General features: G+C 60.9%; 20 protein-coding genes and 2 pseudogenes. 14 read left to right on the forward strand and 8 right to left on the reverse strand.

Features of this window, described 5'->3' with window-relative positions; genetic code table 11:
- Nucleotides 1-76 precede the first annotated feature (76 nt).
- Nucleotides 77-1,393 carry a xylose isomerase gene (gene xylA, locus ACODSV_RS31500; protein ID WP_150055782.1) on the reverse strand — a complete coding sequence of 439 codons (1,317 nt, stop codon included), beginning with the start codon at nucleotides 1,391-1,393 and terminating at the stop codon, nucleotides 77-79.
- A gap of 140 nt (nucleotides 1,394-1,533) precedes the next feature.
- Between xylA and ACODSV_RS31505 the strand changes: the two genes are divergently transcribed.
- Nucleotides 1,534-2,703, forward strand: a complete 1,170-nt coding sequence (locus tag ACODSV_RS31505) for a XylR family transcriptional regulator (protein ID WP_024074740.1) — start codon at nucleotides 1,534-1,536, stop codon at nucleotides 2,701-2,703.
- Here the strand turns inward: ACODSV_RS31505 and ACODSV_RS31510 are convergent.
- On the reverse strand, nucleotides 2,700-3,413 hold the full coding sequence (locus ACODSV_RS31510) for an autoinducer binding domain-containing protein (RefSeq protein WP_024074741.1): 714 nt from the start codon (nucleotides 3,411-3,413) through the stop codon (nucleotides 2,700-2,702). The two genes, ACODSV_RS31505 and ACODSV_RS31510, sit on opposite strands and share 4 nt — an antisense overlap.
- A 339-nt stretch (nucleotides 3,414-3,752) precedes the next feature.
- Between ACODSV_RS31510 and ACODSV_RS31515 the strand changes: the two genes are divergently transcribed.
- The 12 genes from ACODSV_RS31515 (at nucleotide 3,753) to fabI (ending at nucleotide 13,518) form a co-directional block, all read left to right on the forward strand.
- Complete coding sequence (locus tag ACODSV_RS31515; protein WP_069075719.1) at nucleotides 3,753-4,337, forward strand: acyl-homoserine-lactone synthase; 585 nt, start codon at nucleotides 3,753-3,755, stop codon at nucleotides 4,335-4,337.
- A 52-nt stretch (nucleotides 4,338-4,389) separates the two neighbouring features.
- Entirely contained in the window at nucleotides 4,390-5,418 is a 1,029-nt protein-coding gene (locus tag ACODSV_RS31520) for a GNAT family N-acetyltransferase (protein WP_190300953.1), read from the forward strand.
- A gap of 7 nt (nucleotides 5,419-5,425) precedes the next feature.
- Nucleotides 5,426-6,580 (forward strand): aminotransferase class I/II-fold pyridoxal phosphate-dependent enzyme, encoded by a 1,155-nt coding sequence (locus tag ACODSV_RS31525; protein WP_190300952.1) that lies wholly within the window; start codon nucleotides 5,426-5,428, stop codon nucleotides 6,578-6,580.
- Nucleotides 6,581-6,662: 82 nt separating this feature from the next.
- Nucleotides 6,663-7,391 (forward strand): diacylglycerol/polyprenol kinase family protein, encoded by a 729-nt coding sequence (locus ACODSV_RS31530; protein ID WP_144113499.1) that lies wholly within the window; start codon nucleotides 6,663-6,665, stop codon nucleotides 7,389-7,391.
- A complete protein-coding gene (locus ACODSV_RS31535) occupies nucleotides 7,388-7,960 on the forward strand; it encodes a histidine phosphatase family protein (protein WP_024074746.1) in 573 nt (190 codons plus the stop codon). Before ACODSV_RS31530 ends, ACODSV_RS31535 begins: the two co-directional genes overlap by 4 nt.
- A gap of 16 nt (nucleotides 7,961-7,976) precedes the next feature.
- Entirely contained in the window at nucleotides 7,977-8,882 is a 906-nt protein-coding gene (locus tag ACODSV_RS31540) for an NAD-dependent epimerase/dehydratase family protein (protein WP_190300951.1), read from the forward strand.
- Nucleotides 8,863-9,477, forward strand: a complete 615-nt coding sequence (locus ACODSV_RS31545; RefSeq protein WP_150055787.1) for a methyltransferase family protein — start codon at nucleotides 8,863-8,865, stop codon at nucleotides 9,475-9,477. The genes ACODSV_RS31540 and ACODSV_RS31545 overlap by 20 nt, the downstream gene beginning before the upstream one ends.
- A 24-nt stretch (nucleotides 9,478-9,501) precedes the next feature.
- On the forward strand, nucleotides 9,502-9,756 hold the full coding sequence (locus tag ACODSV_RS31550) for an acyl carrier protein (protein WP_024074749.1): 255 nt from the start codon (nucleotides 9,502-9,504) through the stop codon (nucleotides 9,754-9,756).
- Complete coding sequence (locus ACODSV_RS31555) at nucleotides 9,756-10,964, forward strand: beta-ketoacyl-[acyl-carrier-protein] synthase family protein (RefSeq protein ID WP_069075723.1); 1,209 nt, start codon at nucleotides 9,756-9,758, stop codon at nucleotides 10,962-10,964. Before ACODSV_RS31550 ends, ACODSV_RS31555 begins: the two co-directional genes overlap by 1 nt.
- On the forward strand, nucleotides 10,961-11,995 hold the full coding sequence (locus ACODSV_RS31560; protein ID WP_150095324.1) for a beta-ketoacyl-[acyl-carrier-protein] synthase family protein: 1,035 nt from the start codon (nucleotides 10,961-10,963) through the stop codon (nucleotides 11,993-11,995). Before ACODSV_RS31555 ends, ACODSV_RS31560 begins: the two co-directional genes overlap by 4 nt.
- Nucleotides 11,992-12,696 carry a lysophospholipid acyltransferase family protein gene (locus ACODSV_RS31565; RefSeq protein WP_024074752.1) on the forward strand — a complete coding sequence of 235 codons (705 nt, stop codon included), beginning with the start codon at nucleotides 11,992-11,994 and terminating at the stop codon, nucleotides 12,694-12,696. The genes ACODSV_RS31560 and ACODSV_RS31565 overlap by 4 nt, the downstream gene beginning before the upstream one ends.
- A 36-nt stretch (nucleotides 12,697-12,732) precedes the next feature.
- Complete coding sequence (fabI, locus tag ACODSV_RS31570; RefSeq protein WP_024074753.1) at nucleotides 12,733-13,518, forward strand: enoyl-ACP reductase FabI; 786 nt, start codon at nucleotides 12,733-12,735, stop codon at nucleotides 13,516-13,518.
- A gap of 141 nt (nucleotides 13,519-13,659) precedes the next feature.
- Here fabI and ACODSV_RS31575 read toward each other — a convergent pair whose 3' ends face one another.
- From ACODSV_RS31575 to ACODSV_RS31600, 6 genes and pseudogenes are all read right to left on the reverse strand, one after another.
- Nucleotides 13,660-16,068, reverse strand: coding sequence for a glucose/quinate/shikimate family membrane-bound PQQ-dependent dehydrogenase (locus tag ACODSV_RS31575; RefSeq protein WP_024074754.1), 2,409 nt, complete (start codon nucleotides 16,066-16,068; stop codon nucleotides 13,660-13,662).
- 209 nt (nucleotides 16,069-16,277) lie between these two features.
- Nucleotides 16,278-17,165: a proline iminopeptidase-family hydrolase gene (locus ACODSV_RS31580; RefSeq protein ID WP_150055789.1), complete on the reverse strand. Its 888-nt coding sequence runs from the start codon at nucleotides 17,163-17,165 to the stop codon at nucleotides 16,278-16,280.
- A gap of 81 nt (nucleotides 17,166-17,246) precedes the next feature.
- Entirely contained in the window at nucleotides 17,247-18,005 is a 759-nt protein-coding gene (locus ACODSV_RS31585; protein WP_150055790.1) for a helix-turn-helix transcriptional regulator, read from the reverse strand.
- 239 nt (nucleotides 18,006-18,244) lie between these two features.
- Nucleotides 18,245-18,760 (reverse strand): annotated as a pseudogene (locus ACODSV_RS31590) (methyl-accepting chemotaxis protein); the annotation flags it as partial.
- Between the two features lie 348 nt (nucleotides 18,761-19,108).
- Nucleotides 19,109-20,188, reverse strand: a pseudogene (locus tag ACODSV_RS31595) (HAMP domain-containing protein); the annotation flags it as partial.
- A 142-nt stretch (nucleotides 20,189-20,330) separates the two neighbouring features.
- Nucleotides 20,331-21,176 (reverse strand): bestrophin family protein, encoded by an 846-nt coding sequence (locus tag ACODSV_RS31600; RefSeq protein WP_150056431.1) that lies wholly within the window; start codon nucleotides 21,174-21,176, stop codon nucleotides 20,331-20,333.
- Nucleotides 21,177-21,528: 352 nt separating this feature from the next.
- Between ACODSV_RS31600 and ACODSV_RS31605 the strand changes: the two genes are divergently transcribed.
- Nucleotides 21,529-23,655, forward strand: a complete 2,127-nt coding sequence (locus ACODSV_RS31605) for a TonB-dependent siderophore receptor (protein ID WP_150056432.1) — start codon at nucleotides 21,529-21,531, stop codon at nucleotides 23,653-23,655.
- The last annotated feature ends 107 nt before the right edge of the window (nucleotides 23,656-23,762 follow it).

Raw genomic sequence — 23,762 nt, forward strand, 5'->3', positions numbered from 1 at the left:
CTTCGCAGCCCAACGCGGGGCAAGCCCGCTCGCCACAACAAGCCCGCTCGCCACGACAAGACCTCCTGCCACAATGTCACCGATAAATAAACCGGTTGACCACTCCCTCCAGCATCTCTTGCCGACCGCTCACGGCCTGTGGGTTCAGTTCATGGGCAAACGCATGTTCGGCCAGCGATTCCAGGCTGAACTCACCGGCCAGCACGGCTTGGCCCAGCGGCTGCTGCCAGCCGGCATAACGCTGGTCCTTGAACTGCTGCAACTGGTCGTTCTGCACCATGGCCGCCGCACGTTCCAGCGCCAGGGCGAGTACATCCATGGCGGCGACATGCCCGTGGAACAAGTCCACCTCGTCCAGGCTCTGGCGGCGCACCTTGGAGTCAAAGTTATAGCCGCCATTCTTGAACCCGCCAGCCTTGAGGATTTCATACGTGGCCAGGGTCATTTCCTCGACGCTATTGGGGAACTGGTCAGTGTCCCAACCGTTCTGCGGGTCGCCGCGGTTGGCGTCGATGCTGCCGAAGATCCCCAGGGACACGGCGGTGGCGATCTCATGATGAAAACTGTGCCCGGCCAGTGTCGCGTGGTTGGCCTCGATATTCACTTTGATCTCATGTTCCAGCCCGTACTCATGCAAAAAGCCGAACACCGTGGCGCTGTCGTAATCGTACTGGTGCTTGGTCGGCTCCTGGGGCTTGGGCTCGATCAGCAGGTCGCCCTTGAAGCCGATCTTGTGCTTGTGCTCCACCACCATGCGCATAAAGCGCCCGAGCTGTTCGCGCTCGCGCTTGACGTCGGTGTTGAGCAGGGTTTCATAACCTTCACGGCCGCCCCAGAGTACGTAGTTGGCACCCTTGAGCCGCAGGGTAGCGTTCATCGCGCTGAACACCTGGGCGGCAGCGTAGGCAAACACTTCAGGGTCGGGGTTGCTCGCTGCGCCAGCGGCAAAGCGCGGGTTGCTGAAGCAATTGGCGGTGCCCCACAGCAGCTTGATACCGGTTTGTTCCTGATGGCGCTCCAGGTGGTCGACCATCTGCGCGAAGTGGTTGCGGTACTCCTTGAGCGAGCTGCCTTCCGGCGCCACATCGGTGTCGTGGAAGCTGTAGTAGTCGATGCCCAGCTTGGAGAAAAACTCAAAGGCCGCGTCAGCCTTGCCGATGGCCACTTCCATCGGCTCACCGCTGCGTTGCCACGGGCGCTTGAAGGTGCCCATGCCAAACATATCCGCCCCCGGCCACACAAAGGTGTGCCAGTAACAGGCGGCCATGCGCAGGTGCTCGCGCATCGGTTTGCCGAGGATCAGCTTGTTCGCGTCGTAATGGCGGAAGGCGAGGGGAGAGTCGCTGGCAGGGCCTTCGAAGCGCACCTGATCGACACCGGGGAAGTACGGCATGGGCGTGTTCCTTATTGTTCTTGGCGATGTCTGGATACTAGCAACGGCACCTGGGCTGCTGATTATGAAAATCACCAAGGTGTAGTGCGATTTTGAGTGGCGAGGGCTAGTCTGTTACCACTGGCCCCCGGATAAAAACAATGAAAACCCTACCGCCCGTCCACCGCATCGCCCTGTTGTTCAACGGCAGCAAAATCTACGACCGTGGCATCATCGCCGGCATCGGCAACTACCTGAGCAGCACGCGCGCGTCCTGGGATTTGTTCCTGGAAGAGGATTTCCTCTGTCGCCTGCGCGGCATCGAGCGCTGGCAGGGTGACGGCATCATTGCCGATTTCGATGACCCGCTGATCGGCGAGGCATTGGCCGATTGCAAACTGCCGGTGGTGGCCGTGGGCGGCTCTTATGAAGATGCGCGCGCCTACCCCAAGGGCATTCCCTACGTCGCCACCGATAACCATGCCTTGATGAAGCTGGCCTATGAGCATTTGATCGAGGCCGGGTTGACCCGCTTTGCCTGTTTCAGCCTGCCCGAAGCCCAGGCCAATCGCTGGGCCCAGGAGCGCGAAAAAGCCTTTCGCCGCCTGCTGCAACGCGATGGCCTGCACGTCGAGGTCTATCGTGGCCTGGGGACCAGTGCGCCGTTGTGGGACAGCGCGGTGGAACAGCAGATCGCCTGGCTGCACAGCCTGCCCAAACCGATTGGCATCATCGCCGTCACCGATGCCCGCGCGCGGCAGTTGCTGCAGGCCTGCCTCACGGCCGGGATCGCGGTGCCGGAGGAGGTGGCGTTGATCGGCATCGACAACGATCCGCTGACCCGCACCCTGACGCGGGTGCCGCTCAGTTCGGTGATCCAGGGCACCGAGACCATGGGGCGTACGGCCGCCGCGCTGTTGCATCAGATGCTGCACGGCAAACCCTGCGCGGGCACGCAGATTCTGGTACCGCCGGAGGCGATCAATGTGCAGGCTTCCAGCGTGCATCAACCCTTAGGTAATCCGTATGTGATGCAGGCGCTGCTGTTTATCCGGCAGTACGCCTGCCAAGGCATCAAGACCGCGCAGGTGGCGGCCTATGTCGGTGTGTCGCGCTCATCCCTGGAAGCGCATTTTCGCAAGGCGCGTGGTTGCAGCGTGCATGACGAGATCCTGCGCTTCAAACTCGCGGCCGCTGCCAAGGGCCTGGAAAGCCACGAACTGGCGATTGCCGATATTGCCGCCAAGTGTGGCTTCAAGTCGGCGCAGTACCTGCACACGGTGTTTCGCCGCGAGTTCGGCTGTACGCCGCGCGAGTACCAGCAGGGCTAAAAAAGTAACCCCAGCAAGGAGGCTTTGACGGCTGCTTCTGCTTTGTTGCTGGCCTGGAGTTTGCGCATGGCGTTGACCAGATGAAACTTCACGGTCCGTGTGTCGATGTTGAGGATCATGCTGATCTCGACATAGGTTTTGCCCAGGGCCGTCCACCTCAAGGTCTCTTTTTCCCGTGCGGTCAGGGCCCGGTGGATGTCTGGCAAGCACTTTTCGGAAAAGAAGCGCGTCATCGATTCGTGTGCCAACTGCGTCAGCCAGATCAACTTGTTCTCGATGTGCTCGAGTTCCGTGGTCGAGATGTATTCACTGGAGCGCGACACCGAGAGCAATCCAATCGCGTTAGGGCCGCGTTGCGACGACAAGCACCAACCATGATTAAGCTGGTAATGGCGCGCTTCCTCCCAGAAGGCCAGGTGTTGCTGCTGTTGGGCGGCGGACCAGTGCAGCGGGATGGAGCGGGTCAGGCCATGGGCGACTGTGGGGTCTTGGGAGAAGTAGTTTTCGCTGACGTACTTCTGTTCCCACGAGCGGGGGTAGTTGGAAATCAGTACATATTGCGAAGCGCTCGACGGCAATGGAACTTTTAATCCATAAGAGCAGAACTCGAAGCCTAAGTTGGACGTTATCGTGTGCAGTTTATTGAAGAGTTCATGTTCGGTCGCGCAGTCGGACACGGCCTCTATTAATGTTTCGCGCCATTCTTTCACCAATAATACCTTCCGTGGTCAACGCCCCTGATGCTGGGAGGCGGGAGCGGATTATACAGGCTCTGCGGGTGATGAAGGGCGTGCGGTTGCGGGGTATCGAGTTGCCTGAAAAAGTCCGCAACACCGCATTCGACGTGGGACGCAGGTGAAATGAAGTCAGTAGTCGGCGCATTAAGCTTGATTATTTATTAGTACGGCAGTACTAGAAAGTCGGTTTTTGACCCGTAAGTTCTGCTTGGGCGGCGAGGGCTTCGATCGACCTGCCCATTTGGGCAGCTACTCACACAGTGATGGGTTTGTTGTACTTGCTTAATCATATTGGCTGGCTGGGTAGTTGGCATGCTTACGGCAATAACAGGGACGGTTGGCGAACTTTTGCCAGGGATGGCACGCGCGTTGGCTAACTATCGGTACGAAGTATTCGTTAAAACATTGGGTTGGCCGTTACATTGCGAGGAGGGTATTGAACTGGATGCGTTTGATCGTCCAGATACTGTCTATGTAGTGGCCTGTGATCGTGATCGCGAAATATTTGGTTGTGCCCGACTGCTTCCCACTAATGGGCCGTATTTGTTGGGGGAAGTTTTTCCGCATTTGATGGGTGCAAGTTCCCTGCCTTTTTCGCCGGGTATCTGGGAGCTTTCCCGGTTTGCCATCAGCCAGCCCAAGGGCCAGGTATTAACCGCCGCGCAAGCTTGGAAAAATACAGTAACGCTGGTTCGGGAAGTCATTGATGTTGCGCGCTCCAAGGGCGCTTTTCGATTGATCGCGTTCAGTGCGGTAGGCAATGAGCGCTTGCTCAAGCGGATGGGCGTCAATACCCGCCGGATTTCACCGCCACACCTGATCGATAACCAGAGCGTTGTGCCTTTCTGGATCGAGATCGACGACCAAACCACCCGTGCCTTATGCCTGGCCGCCTGAACACCCATGCCACGCAGGTGGGACGAGAATATCGATGAGCAGAGTCATAGGTTTGGCCGCGTGCGACTGGTATGCCTTGCAGCATCTGGACCAGCAGGTGTCGGTGGTGGGGCGCACGCAGCAACAGATTGAACAGCGCGTGATAGCAGCCTGCGAGCATTCGGCCACCGAACATAACATCCCGGTGGCGTGGCAAGACGAACACGGTAACCTCGTTGCCTTTTGCATTGTGCATTTCGATCGGCGCACCACGATCAATGGGGTGGGCACTGCCTATTTTTCAACCCTGATCGCGTTACCCCAGGCAAGCGCCTTGCAGGCGCTGATGCACAGTTCAATCGACTATATAAACAGCTCGCGGTTGTTGCCCCGGCAGGTGACTGAGTTGGTCGGCCCCATCCACAGTTCATTCCTGATTGAGCGCGGGCTGCGTACGTTCGAGTCCGACTTTAATGTGTTTTCATTGCCCGCCAATACGCAGGCACTCGCGGATGCATTGACCGAGGCGGGTTTCCACAAAGAAAAAGACCTGATCGAGATTGTCTTTGAACCGCCTGCCCAGGGTTATCAATACCAGGCCTTGGAAGACAAACTCACGCAACGATTGGCCGATATCCAGTTTGTTCATTGTGGCCAGGATGAGCTGGTCGCCAAGAGTCAGCAATTGGCCGACTGTTATAACCGCGCCTGGGAACGCAACTGGGGTTATAGCCCGGCGTCGAAAGGGCAGTTTGAAGTGGCGGCGCGCAATATCAATAATATTTCTGCGTTGATCGCCGAGCGGCATGGTGAAGTGGTCGGTTTCACTATGTTTGCACCCGCCTTGAATCAACAGGGGTTATATGGCCGGGCGTTTTTCACCGGTGTCGCGCCGGCTTATCAACGCAAGGGATTGTCGGTTGCGCTCACGCTGAAGTTATCCGCGATTGCATTAAGTGTGGTCGGACGCGGACGCATCAGTGTGTCCTGGATGCTCGAAGATAACATCATGGTACTGCGCACCATGCGCCACCTGACTCAAGAGGGTGTTTGCCATGAACGCGCTTATCGAATTTATAGATATGCCACGCCGGCTGAATGAGAGTGTTATGCGCATAGATGACGTCGCCTTCAAATCGAAAGAGTTGGGTTATTACACCTACTTCCCTAAAGTGCGTTCGGCCTGTGGTCGCGACATGACCCTCGCCGACGGGCGCACGCTGTTGAACTTTGCGTCGTGTGATTACTTGGGTTTGTCCAATAACGAACGTATGAAAGAGTCGGCCATCGCGGCCATTCGCGAGTACGGTTCGAACATCGGCGGGCCGATGATTTTCAGTGGTTTTACTGAGTACCACGAGCGCTTGCAAAACCGTTACCGTGATTTGTTCGGTGGTCGCACCACGCTGATGTTTACCACGTCGTACCAAGCGAACTTCGGGGTGATCCCCTTGGCCGCTGAGCGTGCCGATCTGATTTTGCTGGACAAGCTGTCCCATGTCTCGATCTGGGACGGCGTGAAGCTATCGGGTTGCCCGTTCAGGGCCTACAGCCACGGCGACGTGGAGATGCTCGGGCAGTTGGTGCAGCTCAACCAGGACAAGAAAATCCTGGTTATCAGCGACGGCGTGTTCTCCGCCGACGGGGATGTGGCCGATCTTGCCGCCATCGTGGCGTTGAAGCAGGTGCATCCGCAACTCGAAATCTACATCGACGATGCACACGGCGTGGGGATGTTGGGCGACTCCGGTCAGGGCGCCTGTGAGTCGGCGGGGGTCGCCGCGCAGGTTGACTACATTGTCGGCACCATGAGTAAGGCGTTCGGCTCTTCCGGTGGGTTCGTGGTGTTCAAGGATGAGGCGTTCGCCGAACGGGTGCGGTTCCGTTGCCCGACCTATAACGCTTCGCGCTCGGTGTCGCCGGGTGTCGCTTCGGCATCGTGCACCGCGCTTGAGATCAATGCCACGCAGGGCGCCGAACGCCGCCAGGCGCTGGCTGAACTGACACGCTACACCCACCAACAACTGAGCGCCCTGGGCGTGGACAAACTCAGCTCGCGGACGGCAGTGATTCCCGTGGTGTTCAAGGACCCGATGGAGGCCGCACGGGTCAATGCCGAGCTGGTTGACCAAGGCATCATGGGGTCGCTGTTTGTGCCGCCCTTCGTACCCAACCATCAGTCCCGGATCAGGCTGTGCCTGACGTACAACCACACGGTGGCCGATGTGGATTACTGCATTACAGCCCTGCGCAGCGTGATCTGAGACCGCCGTCGGTTCCCCAATGCCAGCGGGCGCCTGCGTCCGCTGTTTAATCCGTCAACGAAGTGGTAATGAAATGGTTCAGGTGGCTTCGGCTCTGTTGGGCATCGTGCTTTTCTATTTTGTGTTGTGTAAAGGCCTGGGACTGTTGGTGCTCAACCGAGGCGTGCGGGTGAACTACACAAGAAAGGTCGGGCACTTTGCGATGTTCCTGCTGCCCAGCCTGTTTTTCGCCTTGTTCAATATTCAAAGCACCCATGAGCGCTTGCTGCTGTCGATGGTGTCGACCGCCATCCTGTTCCTGGCGATGTGTGGGTGGTCTCGCCGTCGGTCCCTCACTGCCCAACATATGTTTGCCAGTATTGATCGCCCGGAAGACTCGCCGCACACCCTTTCCTGGTTGGTGAGCCAGACCGTGGCAGGGTTGTTCGTGCTGTGGGTGACCCAGTATTGCTGGTTGGCGCTCGGGGTACCGGTGGAGTTGATATACATCACGATCCTGGCCACCACCTTCGGTGACGGGCTGGCAGAGCCGGTGGGTGTCCGTTTTGGTAAGCACGAGTACGTTGCGAAAGGCTTTTTTGTCGATAAGAAATTCAAGCGAACCCTTGAAGGCTCGGCCACTGTGTTTGTGATGTCGATGGTGTTTTGCGTGGCATTCGAGCAGTACTTTTCAGCGGGACAGTTTTTCCTGCTCTGCGCCGTGTTCCCACTTGCACTGACGCTGACGGAAGCCAAATCCCCGCACACCTGGGATACGCCGTTTCTGTTCCTGGTCGGTAACGCCATCGTGACGGGGGTGTACCTGCTGTGATTTATCTGATTCGCCATGCCTCACCCAAGGTCGACTATTCGCGCTGCGGTGCCGCACTGGCCAAAGTCCGCCTGGATGAATACAACCACACCGCCCTGATCGAAGAAGACGAAATCAGCGGCTTCTTGAACCGTACGCCGTTGTCGCAGCCGCTATTGAGCGCCGAGGCCACCATCTTGTCTTCACCCGTCAACCGGGCCTATGCCACGGCGTGCCGGTTGTTCGATGCGCAGCGTGTCCAGCGGGACAGCCGCTTGCACGAGTACGACCTGCGCTTGAGCGCCATTCCCTGGGTGACGATGGGCTTGAGGCAATGGTTCGCCCTGCATCGGGTGGCCTGGCTGCTGGGCATTTCATTGGGCGCGGCCTCCCGCAAGGACGAGTACCGTCGAGCGGCCGCGGTCGCCGACGAGCTCTATGCCGCCAGCACCGAGGCGGGCAAGACCGTGGTCGTCGTGTCCCACGGCATGTTCCTGCGATCGGTGCGCCAGCGCCTGCAAAAGCAGGGTATGCAGGCGCATACGGTTTATCGCTCAGGGTGTTTCACGGTCGAAACCTTAACCCCATGAAAGGGATTGCGTGCACGTGAAGAAGATACTGCTGTTAGGCGCCAGTGGGTTTATCGGACGAGGGGTCTACGAACGCCTTGACCCATTGCCGGGGATTGACGTTATCCGCCATTCGCGTTCGCCCAGGGCGGGGTACACGGCGTGCGAAATCGGCTCGCCGGCATTCGATAAGCTGGTCGACGAGTGTGATTGCATTGTCAATTGCACCGGCATCGGGCTTAGCCGCCTGGGCACGGCCGGCGCCAGTAACAAAGCCCTTACCGAGCAGATACTGGCCGCGATCAAACCCGGTGCCACGGGCAAGAAACCGTTCTTTCATTTGAGCAGCGTCAAAGCCTACAACCCAGAGCAACGAGTGGATGCCTACGCCGATGACAAGTACGCGGCCGAGCAGGTGATTCACCTCAATTGCGACAAAGTGCAGGGCGTGATATTGCGCGTGCCGACGGTACTGGGGCGGCATGACAAGAACCTGCTGCCGATGATTTCGATGTGCCGGTTGAAGCTGCTGCCGAAGGTCACCGGCCAACTTCCGGCCCTGCATGTGATTGGGGTGGAGAGTATTGCCACCTGCATTATCCAATGGTTGGCGCGCGTGCCTGACCCGGCACTGCACACGTATTACCTGCTCAGTGACCGCACGGTGACGTACAACGATCTGGTGGGCGAAGTGTATGCCCGCTTGCAACCACTGGCGCGCAGTGCCCGGTTACGTTCGGTCAGTGTGCGCGGGTTGGCCAAGGTCTACAAAGTGCTGACGTTCATGGACCGGTTCAGGCGCGGGCGCAAGCTGTTTCCATGGGCGCGCTTCAATGATCTGTTTGTGTGCCCTTGGCACATCGAAAGCGGTGTAGACGTGATCCAGACCCCGCTCAGGGTGTCGGCGTTGATAGGAGACTACTTTGAAAACGCTCAGGGTTGATGTGGCGTTAAGCCTGCTGACGCCGTTGGCATGTGCATCGGCGGTCCTCGTGTATTACGCCGGCCTGACATTCGTGGTGCCAATCATCATGGCCAGTGTCCTGCTGCTGGCAGAGCTGTATTTTCTCCGGGAAACCGACAGCGACAGCACCTTCGATAAAGGCATCAAGAGCGGCTTCATGGTGTCCTGTGCCATATCGATCGTCATGTTGTTGCAGTTGCTGATGCGCAGCGATGTGCTGTTGCACCTTGTCGGCTCGTTGCTGATCGCCGGTGGGATCGGTTTGCGTGCCCATGGAAAGATCGTCCTCGGGCGGCACTTTTCCCACTCGCTGCGGGTACTTGCCGATCATCAGTTGGTCAAGGTCGGCGCCTTCAAATATATCCGGCATCCGGCGTATTTGGGCACGTTGCTGATCGTGACCGGCTTTGCCTTGTACACGAGTATCTACGCGGCACTGGTCATCTTTTTTTTGGCACTTGCGTTGATTCTCAAGCGCGTGAGTCAAGAGGAGAAAATGCTGCTGGGGTATTTCGGTGCCGCCTACAGGCAGTACCAGTTCGATAGTTTCAAAGTCATCCCGTTTGTTATCTGACTCGGTTATTTAAAAGGAGCGTTTATGAACACTGTGCATGAAGCAAAAATCAAGCAGATCGTCGCCAAGGTATTGGGGGTCAATGCCGAGGAGATTCGCAACCACGAAAACTTTGTCGAGGCGTATGGTGCCGATTCAATGTCAGGCATAGAAATCCTGGCGGGGATCGAGGGGGCTTTCCAGGTGCGCGTCGATGAAGCCTATCTGCCGCAGATCATCAGTGTGGATTCCATTCTCGGGTTTATCCACGAGACCTTGCCTGCGGCCGAGTGTGCATGATGAGCGCCGACAAGGGCAGGAGGGTGGTGGTCACGGGGCTGGGGCCGGTCAGTCCGATCGGCATCGGCAAAGCCGCGTTTTTCCAGGCGTTGAAAGCCGGGGTCAATGGCTCGGCGCCGCTTTGCAAAATCGACACCGACCGGTTCGAGCGCAAATACGGCTGTGAAGTGAAAGCGCCGGTCGGCCCCTTGATCCCGAATTTTGCCGCCTTCGCGCACGCCGGGGCTGCCAGCCATTTTGCCCTTGCCGCCACTGAACTGGCGCTGGCCGACGCGGGTATCGAGCGCGCCGCAATTCGCGGCCAGCGCGTCAATTGTTATTTCGGCACCACCTATGGCGAGTCTGATCGGATCGACAGCATGGTGACGGCCATGGCCGACCCCCAGTCGGACCCACAGCCGTCAGTCGACCCGGTGTTTGCCTCTGAAATCAGCCGTGATGTGCTCCGGTCAATCGGTTCGACCGGTGAGTCACTCACCATCGGCAACGCCTGCTCGGCCAGCAACACCGCGCTGATCTTTGGCTACGAGGCTATCCAGGCCGGGGACTGCGATATTGCTGTGTGCGGTGGCAGTGACGCGGTCTACAAGGCCACCTTCGCCACCTTCCATCGCTTGGGCAGCATGACCGACAAAGACTGCACGCCGTTCAATACCGGGCGTAAAGGCGTGCTGACCGCCGAAGGTGGCAGTGCCCTGGTGCTTGAGGATTACGAGCGGGCGCTGCGTCGGGGTGCGCCGATCTATGGGGAAGTGCTGGGGTTTTCGATGAACTGCGATGCCGACCATATGGTCAGGCTCAATCACCAGCGTGTCGGCGAGTGTCTGCAGGCGGCGTTGGCCAAGGCGGCAGTGGCGCCGGCTGAGGTGGGGTATATCTGTGCCCACGGCACTGGCACCGTGGCCAATGACAGCAACGAATACCAGGCCATCGAAGCGGTGTTCGGCGCGTCGCCGCCGCCGGTGAGTTCGATCAAGTCCATGATGGGCCACAGCATGGGCGCCGCGGCCGGCTTTGGCGCGATTGCCTGCATGCTGGCGCTGAGCGAGGGGCTGCCGCCGACGATCAATGTCACCGAGCAGGACCCGCACATCCCTCTTGATGTGGTTGCCCAGGGGTTCCGGGCGGGCAAGGTCGATGTGGTGGTCAACAACGCTTTCGCTTTTGGCGGGAATAATTCAATTCTGGTATTCGGTAATTTGAAATGACGGGCGACGCTATCGTTGGATTGATCCTGCGTGATTGGGTCATGTTGCAAATGCCCGGTGAGTTCGAGCACGGCGGCGTCGAATTGAACCGGGGCACCCGGCCTGCGTGGGACTTGGCCGCTGGCGAGCTGGTAGGCGGGCGTGAGCTGAAGAACTTCGACCGCCAAGCCTTGTTGCTGCTGGCGGCGATGGCGCTGGTCAACGATGACAACCACGGTGACACCCTGGTGCGCTCGGCCCTTATCGGTGCGACGGCCAATGGCTCCATCGACAGCGTCATTCAGTTGATCAAGGAATCCAACGACAACCGCTTTGCCTTTCAGGTCAACCCGGCGCAGATCCCCAATACCGTGATCAATTCGTCGTTGGGTCAATTGGCGATCAAATACGGCATCAAGGGCGCGAACGTCTCGTTGTGCGCAAAGGAGCTGAGTTTCTACAGCGCCTTGGTTCAAGCCTTGAGGATTGCCCGGCGCGGCGACTCGGAGCGTCTCTACGCCACCGCGCTGGAAACCTTCAGCGGTGAGTTTGGCAAGCGCTACCTGCGCGCGATTGAACGGCCCGCCGAAGAACGGCCGGACACCTCGGCGGTGTTCAGCTTCGAGGCCAGTATCGACACGCAGGCGCCCGGGCTCGTCGTGCGCGCTTGTGTCACCGGGCGACTGCTCGCCGCCGACCCGGCCAGCCTGGGCGCGCTGATACGCGGGTGTCTGGCAGGGCAGGGCGTTGAACCGGCGGAGTGGCGCGTGAGCCTGGCCGCACCGGATGCCTGGCCGGCGACCTGCGTGGCGTTGAGCGACGCCCTGGGTATGCCGGTCGACAGGCTGGACCGGGCCAAGGCACTGAGTTTGTCCCTGGTCGGCGCCTATCAATTGGCGCACCTGGCCAAAAGCATTCCGGCGCAAGGCGGTGGGGTGATGGCCTGTGTGGATGAAGAAGGTTTTTATGGCGTTGCACTGATTCAGCGTAACGCTTTTCAAGCGGCTGCGTTAACCGCGCCCAATCATTCGAGTCAAGCGGGTAGCTTATGATTGCGTTAGCCAGGGGGCTGTTGGTGTTGGTGTTGATCGTGTTGAGCTTTCCGTTCCTGTGCCTCTACATGTTGATCAACCCCTCGAAGAATAGAAACCTCTACGTGGCCTGTCGGGCCTACGCGGTGATCAATAAGATCTTCTCGGTGCGCGTGGATGTACGTGGTTTTGACAGCATCCCCACGACGCGTCCGTATATCTACGTGGCCAACCACCAATGCAACTATGACGTGTTGATCGTGGCGCAGGCGCTCAACCCCGGCACCGTGATCGTGGGTAAAAAATCCCTCAAGTGGTTGCCGCTGGTAGGGCAGTTGTATTGGCTGACCGGCAGCCTGTTCATTGATCGCAACAGCCCACGGGCGTCCATCCAGAGTTTGCGCAAGATCGCCAAGCGGGTTGTGGCCGACAATACATCGCTGTGGATCTTCCCCGAAGGCACGCGAAACCATGGCGGCCAGATGCTGCCGTTCAAGACCGGGGCCTTTCGGATTGCCAAGGATATGGGGGTGGGGATCATTCCCGTCACGATCAGCCCGGCGGTCAACCATATTGCCTACAACGCCTTGCGCAGTACCCACGTCAGCATCGTCGCCCACCCGCCCATCGAAGCCGATGAGGTGGCGGCGATGAGCGCCAAGCAGCTGGCCAATCACGCCCGTGAGATTATCAACAACGCGCTGCCTGTGGTTCAGCCATAGCGAGCCGCGGTCGTATCGCACAGCAAGGAGCACACAATGGGGTTTCTCACGGGTAAGCGCGTGCTGATCGTTGGCGTGGCCAGCCGCTTGTCGATTGCGTCAGGCATTGCCCAAGCGATGCATCGCGAGGGCGCCGAGCTGGCGTTCACGTATCAGAATGAAAAGTTCAAGGGGCGCGTGCAGGCGCTCGCCGCGGAATGGGGCACCGACGCGGCCCTGTGCGTGCCCTGCGATGTGGCGAGCGATGATGAAATTGCGCAGGTGTTCGAGCATTTGCGCCAACACTGGGACGCGCTCGATTGCATCGTGCATTGCGTGGGCTTCGCGCCGCTTGAGCAACTTGACGGTGACTTCACCGAGGTCACTACCCGCGAAGGGTTTCGCAGTGCCCACGATATCAGTGCGTACAGCCTGGTGGCATTGGCTAAAGCCGGGCGGGCAATGATGCGCGGCCGCCAGGGTAATGTGCTGACGCTGTCTTATCTGGGGGCTGAGCGCACGATGCCAAACTACAACGTCATGGGCATGGCCAAGGCCAGCCTGGAGGCTGGCGTGCGCTACCTGGCCAGCAGCCTGGGGGCCGAAGGTACCCGCGTGAATGCCATCTCGGCAGGACCGATCCGCACCCTGGCCGCGTCGGGCATCAAGAACTTCCGTGCCATGCTGAGCACCAGCGAAGCCCAGGCGCCGTTGCGGCGCAATGTCACCATCGACGAGGTCGGCAACGCTGGCGCCTTCCTGTGCTCCGACCTGGCGTCCGGCATCAGCGGTGAAATCCTGTATGTGGACGCTGGCTTCAACACCACCGCCATGGGCGGGTGAAGCGAGTCAGGACGTCGCCTTGACCTGCGGCCCGAGTCTCAGGCCCGGCAGCAGGCGCCCAAGCCGGGGCTCGGGTCAGCCTGCGGTCATGGAGGCTTGCCGGCGGAGAGCGCGGTGCCTGGGCACCGCGCCAGGGGCGGGTTAGGGCAGGGCGTAGGCGATCACATAGTCGCCACGGTCGGTGGACTGGCGTGCGCCGCCGGCGGTGATCACGATGTATTGCTTGCCGGTTTTTGGCGAGACATAGGTCATCGGGCCGCCCTGGCTGCCGACCGGGAGGCGGGCTTTCCAGATTTCATCACCGTTGCCGCTGTTGAATGCGCGCAGGTAGAAGTCCTGGGTACCGGCGATAAAGATCAGGCCTCCTTGGGTCGACAAGGTGCCGCCGAGGGTCGGCAGGCCGATCTTGATCGGCATGTGCATGCGAATGCCCAGGGGGCCGGTGTCTTCAACGGTGCCGACCGGCACTTGCCAGGCGATCTTCTGGGTTTTCATGTCGATGGCGGTCAGGGTGCCGAACGGCGGCGCCTGGCATGGGATGCCGGCCACCGACAGGAAGCGGTTTTTGTTCACCGCATACGGCGTGCCCTTGAGCGGCACGGCGCCCATGCCGGTGTTCAGCGCTTCGCCACCGGAGGTGGCCTGGGCCTTGTTCTGTGACGGCACCATCTGGATCCACAGGCCCAGGCGCATGTCGTTGACGAAGATAAAGCCATGGACCGGGTCGGTGGAAAGGCTGCCCCAGTTCATGCCGCCCAGGGAGCCCGGAAAACTCAGGGATTTATCCGTGCCTGGCGCGGTGTACAGGCCGTCGTAGCGCATGCCCTTGAAATCGATGCGGCACAGCAGTTGGTCAAACGGGGTGGCCCCCCACATGTCCGACTCGGTCAGGGTTTGCGCGCCGATCTGCGGCATGCCCAGCGACTTGGGCTGGGTCAGCGCGTACGGTTCGTTGGGGATATTGGCGGCCTTGACCGGTACTTCTTTCACCTCGGTCAGCGGTTGGCCGGTGGCGCGGTCGAGGACATAGATCTGCCCGGCCTTGGTGCCAATCACCACCGCCGGTACCGCCTTGTCGCTGCCGGGCGGGGTGAAGTCGATCAGGCTCGGTTGCATCGGCAGGTCGAAGTCCCACAGGTCGTTGTGGACGGTCTGGTAGACCCACTTTTCCTCGCCGGTGGAAGCGTCCAGCGCCAGCACGGAGGCACCGTATCTGTGGTTGAGTGGGGTGCGTTCCACGCCGTAGAGGTCGGTGGACGAACTGCCCATCGGCAAGAACACGGTATTCATCAATGGGTCGTAGGACATCGGTGCCCAGCTGTTCGGCGTGCTGCGCACATAGGTGCTGCCCGCTGCCGGGGCGTTTTTGTCCTGCGGGTTGCCGGGGTCGAAGGCCCAGCGCATGTGCCCGCTGATCACATCGAAACCACGGATCACACCGCCGGGCATGTCGGTCTGCACGTTATCGGCGACGCGGCCGCCCACCACCACGGTGGTGCCGGCGATCAACGGCGCCGAGGACAGTTGGTAGTAGCTGTCCGGCACATTGCCCAGGCCGGCTTTCAAGTCCACCTGGCCGTGGTTGCCGAAGTCTTCGCAGAACTTGCCGGTGTCGGCATCGACCGCAATCAGGCGCGCATCAATGGTGTTGGTCAGCAAGCGTCGCTGGCATTGCGCACCCACCGCCACGCTGGCGGCCAGGATCGGCGAGCTGTGCGGCTGGGTCGGTTGGGCGATGGGCGCAGTGGCGTCAAAGTACGCCATGCCACGGCAACGCTGCCACACCGCCGATTTGGCGTTGATCTGGTTTTTCCACAGTTCTTTGCCGGTGTCGGCATCCAGGGCGATCAGGTTGTTGTGCGGGGTGCAGATAAACACCTTGTTGCCGATCTGCAGGGGCGTCAGTTGGTCTTCGGCGCCGTTGCCGTCACTGATGGCGATGTCGCCGGTGTGGTAGGTCCACGCCACTTTGAGTTTGTCGATGTTGTCGCGATTGATCTGGTCCAGCGCGGCGAAGCGGCTGCCGCCCTCGGTGTTGCCGTAGTGCGCCCAGTCTTTCTGTGCATCGGCCGGGTTGACCGGGGTGACGCCAGGGCCTGCACCGGTCGGCGCGACGCTGGGGTGCGCGACAAACATATTGCCTGCCGCCACTGCCACACCCACGGCCAACAGCGCAGCGACGCCATACGCGCCGCGTGCCGGTTTGCCGGCCAGCAGCGGGTAGACCAGCGCCACCACCACACCGATCACCGCAAACATGAACAGCCGCGAGAACAGTGGCCAGTACACCAGCCCCACATCCGCCACCGCCCATATGGCGGTGCCGACCAGGAAGGCGGCAAACAGCCAGGCACCCGCCGGTTTACGTGCGGCAATCAACAGGCCGGCAATCGCCATGGCCACGCCGCCGCTGAGGAAATACCAGGAACCGCCCAGGCTGACCAGTTTGACGCCACCGACAGCCAGGGCCGCGCCGAGCAAGGCGATGATCACGCCCAGGCCCAGCAGGAAGATTCTAGAGACGCCAGCGGCGCGCGATGCTCGTTTCATATCGACAAGACTCGAAGGTGAGAGGGCAAAGGCGTGATTTTAGCAACATAAGTAACCGGTTAGTACATTGTGCGCTGCAATATACTTTTACATGTATGCGGACCCTGTGGGACAGGTGCCGGGTTTTCCACGCGACCGCGATAGGTGGCGCACGCAATAACGCGGTCGCCGCCTTCGCGGGTTATCAGCGCTGTGCTCGCCTGGCCGCGCTACCGCTGCTGCTCAAGAAACCCAGCCACACAGGCCATGCATGCCTCACGTTCTTCGACATGGGGCATGTGGCTGGACTGCTCGAATATCTGCCACTGCACATTGGCGATCCCGTCGGCAAATGGCTGCACCGTCGCGGGTGTCGCTTCATCGAAGCGTCCGGATATCAGCAGCGTGGGCACCTGGATGGACGCCAGGCGTTCGATGATGCTCCAGGTGCGCAGGCTGCCGATCACGTGAAACTCGGTGGGGCCGTTCATGGCGTGATAGACGGTGGGGTCTGCATCGATGGCCGCGAAGGTGCGCGCCACCTCGGCGGGCATCGGTTGGATGCGGCACACATGGCGCGCGTAGAACACATCGGAGGCGGCGCGGTACTCGGCGCTGTCGGTGGTGCCCGCGTCTTCATGCCGTTGCAGGGTGGCTTGCACCTCGGCGGGCAGGGCCTGGCGCAGTTCCTTTGCGGCTTGGCACCACAGCGCCATGGACGCCGGGGAGTTGGCAATGATCAGCGCCTTGAGGCCAACCGGTTGGCGCACCGCATGCTCGGCACCGAGCATGCCGCCCCAGGATTGGCCCAGCAGGGCGTAGTCACGAATGCCCAGGTGGGCGATCAGGTTGTTCAGTTCAGCCAGGAACAGTTCCACCGTCCAGAAATCGCTGGGCGCTTCGGGCAAGTGGGTCGAGCGGCCGTTGCCCAATTGGTCGTAGTGCACCACGGCGCGGCCGGTGGCGGCCAGGTCCTTGAAACTGTCGACATAGTCATGGGTACAGCCGGGGCCGCCGTGGGCAATGATCAAGGGCAGTCGCCCTGAGTTCAAATCCCCCGTGACCCGGAACCACGTCCGATGCTCACGGAAATCGGCATAACCTTCGCGTACTTGCATGCTGTGTACCTCCTTGGGGTTCAGTGAGGTACAGGCTAGTCAAAACGGTGGGCCAGGTGCACTGGCAAAAATGATAGGTTCTCAGACTTCGACCAGGCGGTAATGCAGCCCGCGCGCCACGGCCTCGACGCGATTGCGCGCGCCCAGCTTGCGCGCGGCGGCAACCAGGTGCAGGTTGACCGTGGCTTCGGAGCGGTGGAGGGTGGCGGCTATGCCTTTGGCCGACAGCCCCTTGGCCGAGTGTTGCAGGCACTCGCGTTCGCGGCGCGTGAGATGAATGTGGGTGCAGCAGCGTTCCGCCGGCGCCAGCAACTCACTGGCGCGGGCCTGGAACGTATGGGCCAGTACCAGCATCTCGCCGAGGTTGCGCTGGGCGTGTTGCTCGGCCTCCGCCGGGGCGCCGTCGACAAAGGCGGTCAGCGTGGCAAAGCCGCCATCGGGCAAGTGCAGCGGCACGGTCAGGCCGGTGCTCAGGCCATAGTCACAAATGTAGTGGGTCACCGGACGGTGGGCTTCGGTGAGGGCACCGTTCCAGTGAGTGTCGGTGCTGAACGACCAGGCGAACGGCGTAGTCCGTCGCGCTGCGCATTGCTGCACCGGGTCGATCTGGTAATAGCCGCGTTCGCACCACTGCGCATGCATATCGCCCGGGGCATTCAACGCCTTGAATACCGACGGCGTGATCAGTGCGCCTTCATGGCTGACGGGGACTGGCGCGTAATCATAGATCAGCGTCTTGAACCCCAGCGGGTTGATGACTTGCAGGACGTGGGCCAGGCACGCGTCAAGGCTGCTCAAGGGGGCGAGTTGCTCGCTGAATGTCATCAGGTCGGTATGCATGGCGCCTCCGGGCGGTGGGATGCTTGTTGTTGCAAGCAAACACTCTGCCAACGGCGGGGCGGGGCGCTTTTCACGCTGTGGGTGGCTGGCTTGCGCCATAGGCGCGGGTATTGTCGGAGGGTGGGATCAATGGCTGGCGTGCATGCGCGATGATGGTGCGCGGGGCGTCTTGCTGCTGCTTCATATGACTGCGGCCGGCTGGCGCGCCCGGTAAGGGGCGCGCCTGTTGTTGCGGCAGGCTAGAACTTGAACCGCCCCACCAACCCCTTGAGCTGACCCGAAATATCCGTCAGCCGGCCGGACCCGGTCTGCGCCGAGTGAGCAAAGCCTTCCACCAGTTGCGCATCGGCATGGATCTGCGCGATGTGGCGGTTGATCTCCTCGGCCACCTGGTGCTGTTCCTCGGCCGCTGTAGCGATCTGGGTGTTCTGGTCGCGAATCGAGTCCACCGAGCCGAGGATCTTGTCGAAACTGTCGCGGGCCTGCTGGATACGTTCCACGCTGGTGTGCGACACCTGCAAGCTGCCCTGCATCTGCGCCGTCACTTCCTGGGTGCGACGGGCGAGGTTGCCCAGCAGGCTGTCGATCTCGCCGGTGGAGTCGGCGGTGCGTCGCGCCAGGGCGCGTACTTCGTCGGCCACCACGGCGAAACCACGGCCCTGGTCGCCGGCGCGCGCGGCTTCGATGGCGGCGTTGAGGGCCAGCAGGTTGGTTTGTTCGGCAATCGAACGGATGGTGTCGAGGATGGTGTTGATGTTCTGGCTGTCCTGCTCCAGCAACTGCATGGTCTGGGTCGACTTTTGCAGGTCTTCGCTGAGCTTGAGAACGCTGCCGGTGGCCTCGCCGATGTGTTGCTGGCCGTCGTGCACGTCGCGGTAGCCTTCGTCGGCACTGGCGGCGGCGGCGCTGCAAGAGCGCGCGACTTCGTTGGACGTGGCCACCATTTCGTTGAACGCGGTGCTCACCAGCTCTACGGCTTCACGTTGGCGGCCGGCGGCCTGGTTCATGTTGTTGGCGACTTCGCTGGTATCGGCGGCAGCGGTTTGCAGGTCGGAAGAGGCGTTGCCGATGCGCTGCACCAGTTGCGCGATCATGCTCAGGAACTGGTTGAACCAGCCGGCCAGGCTGGCGGTTTCGTCCTTGCCTTGCACCTTGAGTTGGCGCGTCAGGTCGCCTTCACCTTCGGCGATTTCTTGCAGGCCGTCGGCGACCCCGCGAATCGGGCGCACGATCACACTGGCGAAGCTGGCGCCGACAATCGCGAAGATCACGGCCAAGGCTGCGGCAATGGCGACGATCAGCCAGGTCAGGCGCGTGGCGCCGGCCATCACTTCATCACGCTTGATCAAGCCGATAAAGCGCCAGCCCAGGTCTTTGGAGCTGACCACGTTGGCCATGTAGGGCACGCCGTCGATCTCGACCTGGGTCACGCCGTCGCCGCGCTTGGCCAGTTCGGCGTAGCTGGGGCCGAGGTCGGCCAGGGGCTTGAAGTTGTGCTTGGCGTCGCTGGGGTCTACCAGCACGTTGCCGTTGGCTTCCACCAGCATCAGGTAGCCGCTGTCGCCCAGCTTGATGTTGCGCACCAGTTCGGTCAGTTGCTTGAGCGACACGTCCAACCCGACCACGCCGAGGATGTTACCGGTGGCGTCGGCGACGGTATGTACGGTGCCGATCAGCACCACGTCGTCCGGGGCCCAGTAATAAGCGCCTGTGCGCACGGTGGTGCCTGGCGCGGCGATGGCGGCCTTGTACCAGGGGCGCACGCGCGGGTCGTAGTTGTTCAGCTTGGTGTCGTCAGGCCAGCTGGCGTAGCCGCCGTCGCTCAGGCCCAGGGACAGGTAGGCGGTGCTGGGATGGCTCTTGGCGAACTGGTCGAAAATCGCCAGCAGTTCTTTATTGGTCGGTGTCAGCGGGATTTGCGCGGCGTCGGCGCCCGCGTAGCTCTTGAGGTCCTTGGCCGCGACAACGCGCGGGTCCTTGGCCACAAAGTCGACGTTCTGGCTGATGCCGTCGAAAAACTGCTTCATGCCATTGTCGATCTGGCGGATTTCTCGGCCACTGCTGTCGAGGAAATTGGCCTGGGCCCCCTCGCGCACATTCAGTACAACCAGCACGGCCACCAGGACAACCGGCAGGCACGCGATGGCCGCAAACGCCCAGGTCAGCTTCTGCTTGATATTCATGACTTCTCCCGCGGGTATTTATAGTTTTGGCAAGGAAAAACGGTAGCGGTGAACGTCGCATGTGTTGTTATGAGGGGTGCGGCCCATGCGTACTCCCTCTCTATCGGCCGTGGGAGCACGCACTTTAGGGCGCAGGGGAGGCTTAGCCGATGCGATCGCCACCGAGGGCATCGCGCTGCATCGATTGCAGGTTTCTCTCGATGGTTTCGCAGATGGTTTCCATCTGGATCTGATGCTCACTGGAATGAAACGGGCTTTGCAGGTCGGTGCCGATGCGTTCGATGGCCAGCAGCATAAAACCCACCACGGTGGACGCCAGCGGCGTGAACCAACCCAGGGATTCCACCAGGCCCACCGGCACGATCAGGCAGAACAGCGAGATGAACAGGCGTGGAAAATACACGTAAGGGTAGGGCAGCGGCGTGTTGGCGATACGCTCCATGCCGCCCTGGGCGTTGGACAAGTCCACCAGGGTCGACTCCAACCGCGCCAAGCGAATGCTGTCCAGGTGCCCGGCCTTGTATTCCTTGGCCAGCAGGGCGGCCGAGCCGGTGAGGATGTCGTTGGCGAAGTTGTTGGTGGCGCCATTGCGGGCGAACTCCTCTGACGGGATAAACGCACGCACCTCGTCCGGGCACGGCAGGCCCTTGAGATGGGCAGCCAGGCAATTCACATAGGCCACATGGCGGCGCAGCAGGGTGGCCTTGACCGGGTTCACCTCGCCCTCCGGGTCATCCAGCAGGGTCAACACCTGCCGTGCAAAGCTGCGCGAATTGTTGACCATCGCCCCCCACAGCGTGCGGGCTTCCCACCAGCGGTTGTAGGCGCTGCTGTTGCGAAAACTGATCAGCACCACCAGGGCTGAGCCGAGCAGCGTCAGGGGCATCAGCGGCAGGTTGATCTTGGCGGTCAGGAACAGCATGAAATCCACGGTGACGGCGACGTCCCAGAGCAACAGCCAAAACAATGACCAGCCCACGTAGCCCATGGTCTTGATGACCAGGCGGTATTTCTTGGCGATAGCGGCTTTAAAGCGAGGACCTCGCGGCGGCGGTAGGCAACAGTGCCTTAGCTCCGACGTCGCTGGGTGGGGAAGGTTCGCGTGTGGAAGTGAAACGTTTAAGTCGTGGCGGCGGGGCCGGCCTCTCGGCCTGGGGCTTTGGCACACCGTCCCTCCCACATTTGCCTCGCGTCAAACTTCCTACGTATCGATACAAAACGGTTACCTGAAAAACAGTGAATGAGAACATATATCAAACGCGAATGACTTGGTATACCATTCGTGCGAATTTTTGGCAGGTTTGCCGCCCCTTCTGGCTCATTCACTAGGTTCAACATCCATGCGTCGTACCCTGATTTCCCTCTGTGTGCTTCAGGCGTTTTCCCCTTTTACCTGGGCAGAGGTGGCCTCTGCCGACAAGGCCAGTCTTGAGCTGCAAGCCATCGATGTCACGGGGGAGGCGGATTACGAGACGGCTCAAGGGCCGGTCAAGGGGTACCACGCCACACGCTCGGCGAGTGCGACGCGCACCGACACCTCGATTCATGAAACGCCGCAGTCCATCAGCGTGGTGTCCAAGGATGTGGTCGAAGACATCGGTGCCACCCGGTTGCAGGACGCACTGGACTACGCCGGCGGCGTAGGCCGCGCCAACAACTTCGGCGGGCAGGGGCTCACGACGTTCACCGTGCGCGGCTTTACCACCGGCGAGTTCTACCGCAACGGCTTCCCGATCAACCGCGGCTACCCGAACATGCCGGACGCCAACACCATCGAGCGCCTTGAAGTGCTGCGCGGCCCGGCAACCATGCTGTATGGCCGTGGCGATCCCGGCGGCACCTTCAACGTGGTCTCCAAGCAACCGCTGGCCGAGCGCACCGTGACTCTGGGCAGCCAGCTGGATGACCAGGGCATGCGTCGTGGCACCTTGGATGCTTCGGGCCCGCTGGATGAGGAGGGTCGCCTGGCCTATCGCCTGAACGTGGTGGGCGAGGGCGGGGATACCTTCCGTGATCATGTCGAAACCGAACGCTATGGCGTGACGCCGGTGATCACCTGGCAGGCCAGCGATGACACCAAGGTGATCTTCGAAGGCGACTTCATGCGCAACAACCACCCGCTGGACCGTGGCCTGACGCGCTACCCCAATCAAAAAGGCACCGCCTCGCGCGACACCTTCTGGGGTGAAAAAGACGCCGGCAAGCTGCACAACGACAACAGCATGGCCCAACTGCGTTTCGAGCACCGGCTCAACGACAGCTGGACCCTGGGCGGTGGTTTCCAGTGGCTCGACGGCACCTTGCAAGGCAATGCTGTTGAAGCCAACAGCCTCGCCGCTGACGGCCGCACCCTGAGCCGCAACTTCAACTACCGCAAACTGGAGTGGACCGATAAAGACACCCAGCTCAACCTCACCGGCCATTTCTCCGCGGGCGGTTTTGATCACACCTTGCTCACCGGCGTCGAGTTCGAAGACTACGACTACAAGTCGATTATCCAGCGTTCCAGCGGCGCGGCGGGTAGCTACCCCATCGACATCTTCAACCCGGTCTATGGCCAGGCGCGCCCGGCCCTCACGCGCACGCCGACCCACGACAAGGAAAACCTCAAGACCTACGCCGCTTTTGTCCAGGACCAAGTGGCCCTGACCGAACGCTTGAAGGTGCTGGCCGGTGCACGTTTCGAGCGTTTTGAGCATGACTACACCACCTATGTGCCGGGCGGTAAAAGTTGGCAGGCCGCCGACAATGCAGTCACCCCACGCGTGGGCGTGATCTATGACCTCACCGACACCGTCGCGGTCTACGCCGACGCCGCGCGCTCGTTCAAGCCCAACACCGGGGCCAGCCGCGAGGGCGGTGGTTTTGCGCCGGAGAAGGGCAAGTCGTACGAGATGGGCATCAAGTGGGAAGCCCTGGACCGTCAACTCAGCGTCGACGCAGCGATCTACCAGATCGAGAAGAAAAACGTGCTCACCACCGACCCTTTCGACTCAACCTTCAGCGTGGCCGCCGGTCAGGTGCGCAGCCGTGGTTTCGATCTGAACGTGGCCGGCAATATCACCCCCGAGTGGCGTGTGATCGGTGGCTATGCCTACGTGGACGCCGAAGTGACCAAGGACAACACCCTGCGCACCGGTACGCGTTTGCTGAACATCCCGCGCAACAGCTTCAGCCTGCTCAACGTCTACGAATTCCAGGACGGCGCCCTCAAGGGCCTGGGCCTGGGCGCGGGTGGCAAGTATGTGGATGAGCGGGCCGGGCAAACCTCCAACAGCGCCTTCTCGATGGACGCCTACACCGTGGTCGACCTGCTCGGCTACTACAAGGTCAATGACAAGGTGCGGCTGAACCTGGACGTGAAGAACCTGTTCAACCGCGACTATGAAGAGGGGGCGTTTGGCAACGTCTACGCCTACCCAGGCGAACCGCGCACGGTGCAGGTGGGCATCGCCTACACGCTCTAACGGCGTGCACCGTTTCAATGTGGGAGGGGGCAAGCCCTAATGCCTGTCAGTTAAGAGATAGAACGAGCAAACAGTAACCTGTGGCGAGCGGGCTTGTTGTGGCGAGC

This window comes from Pseudomonas sp. FG86 (assembly GCF_057808775.1).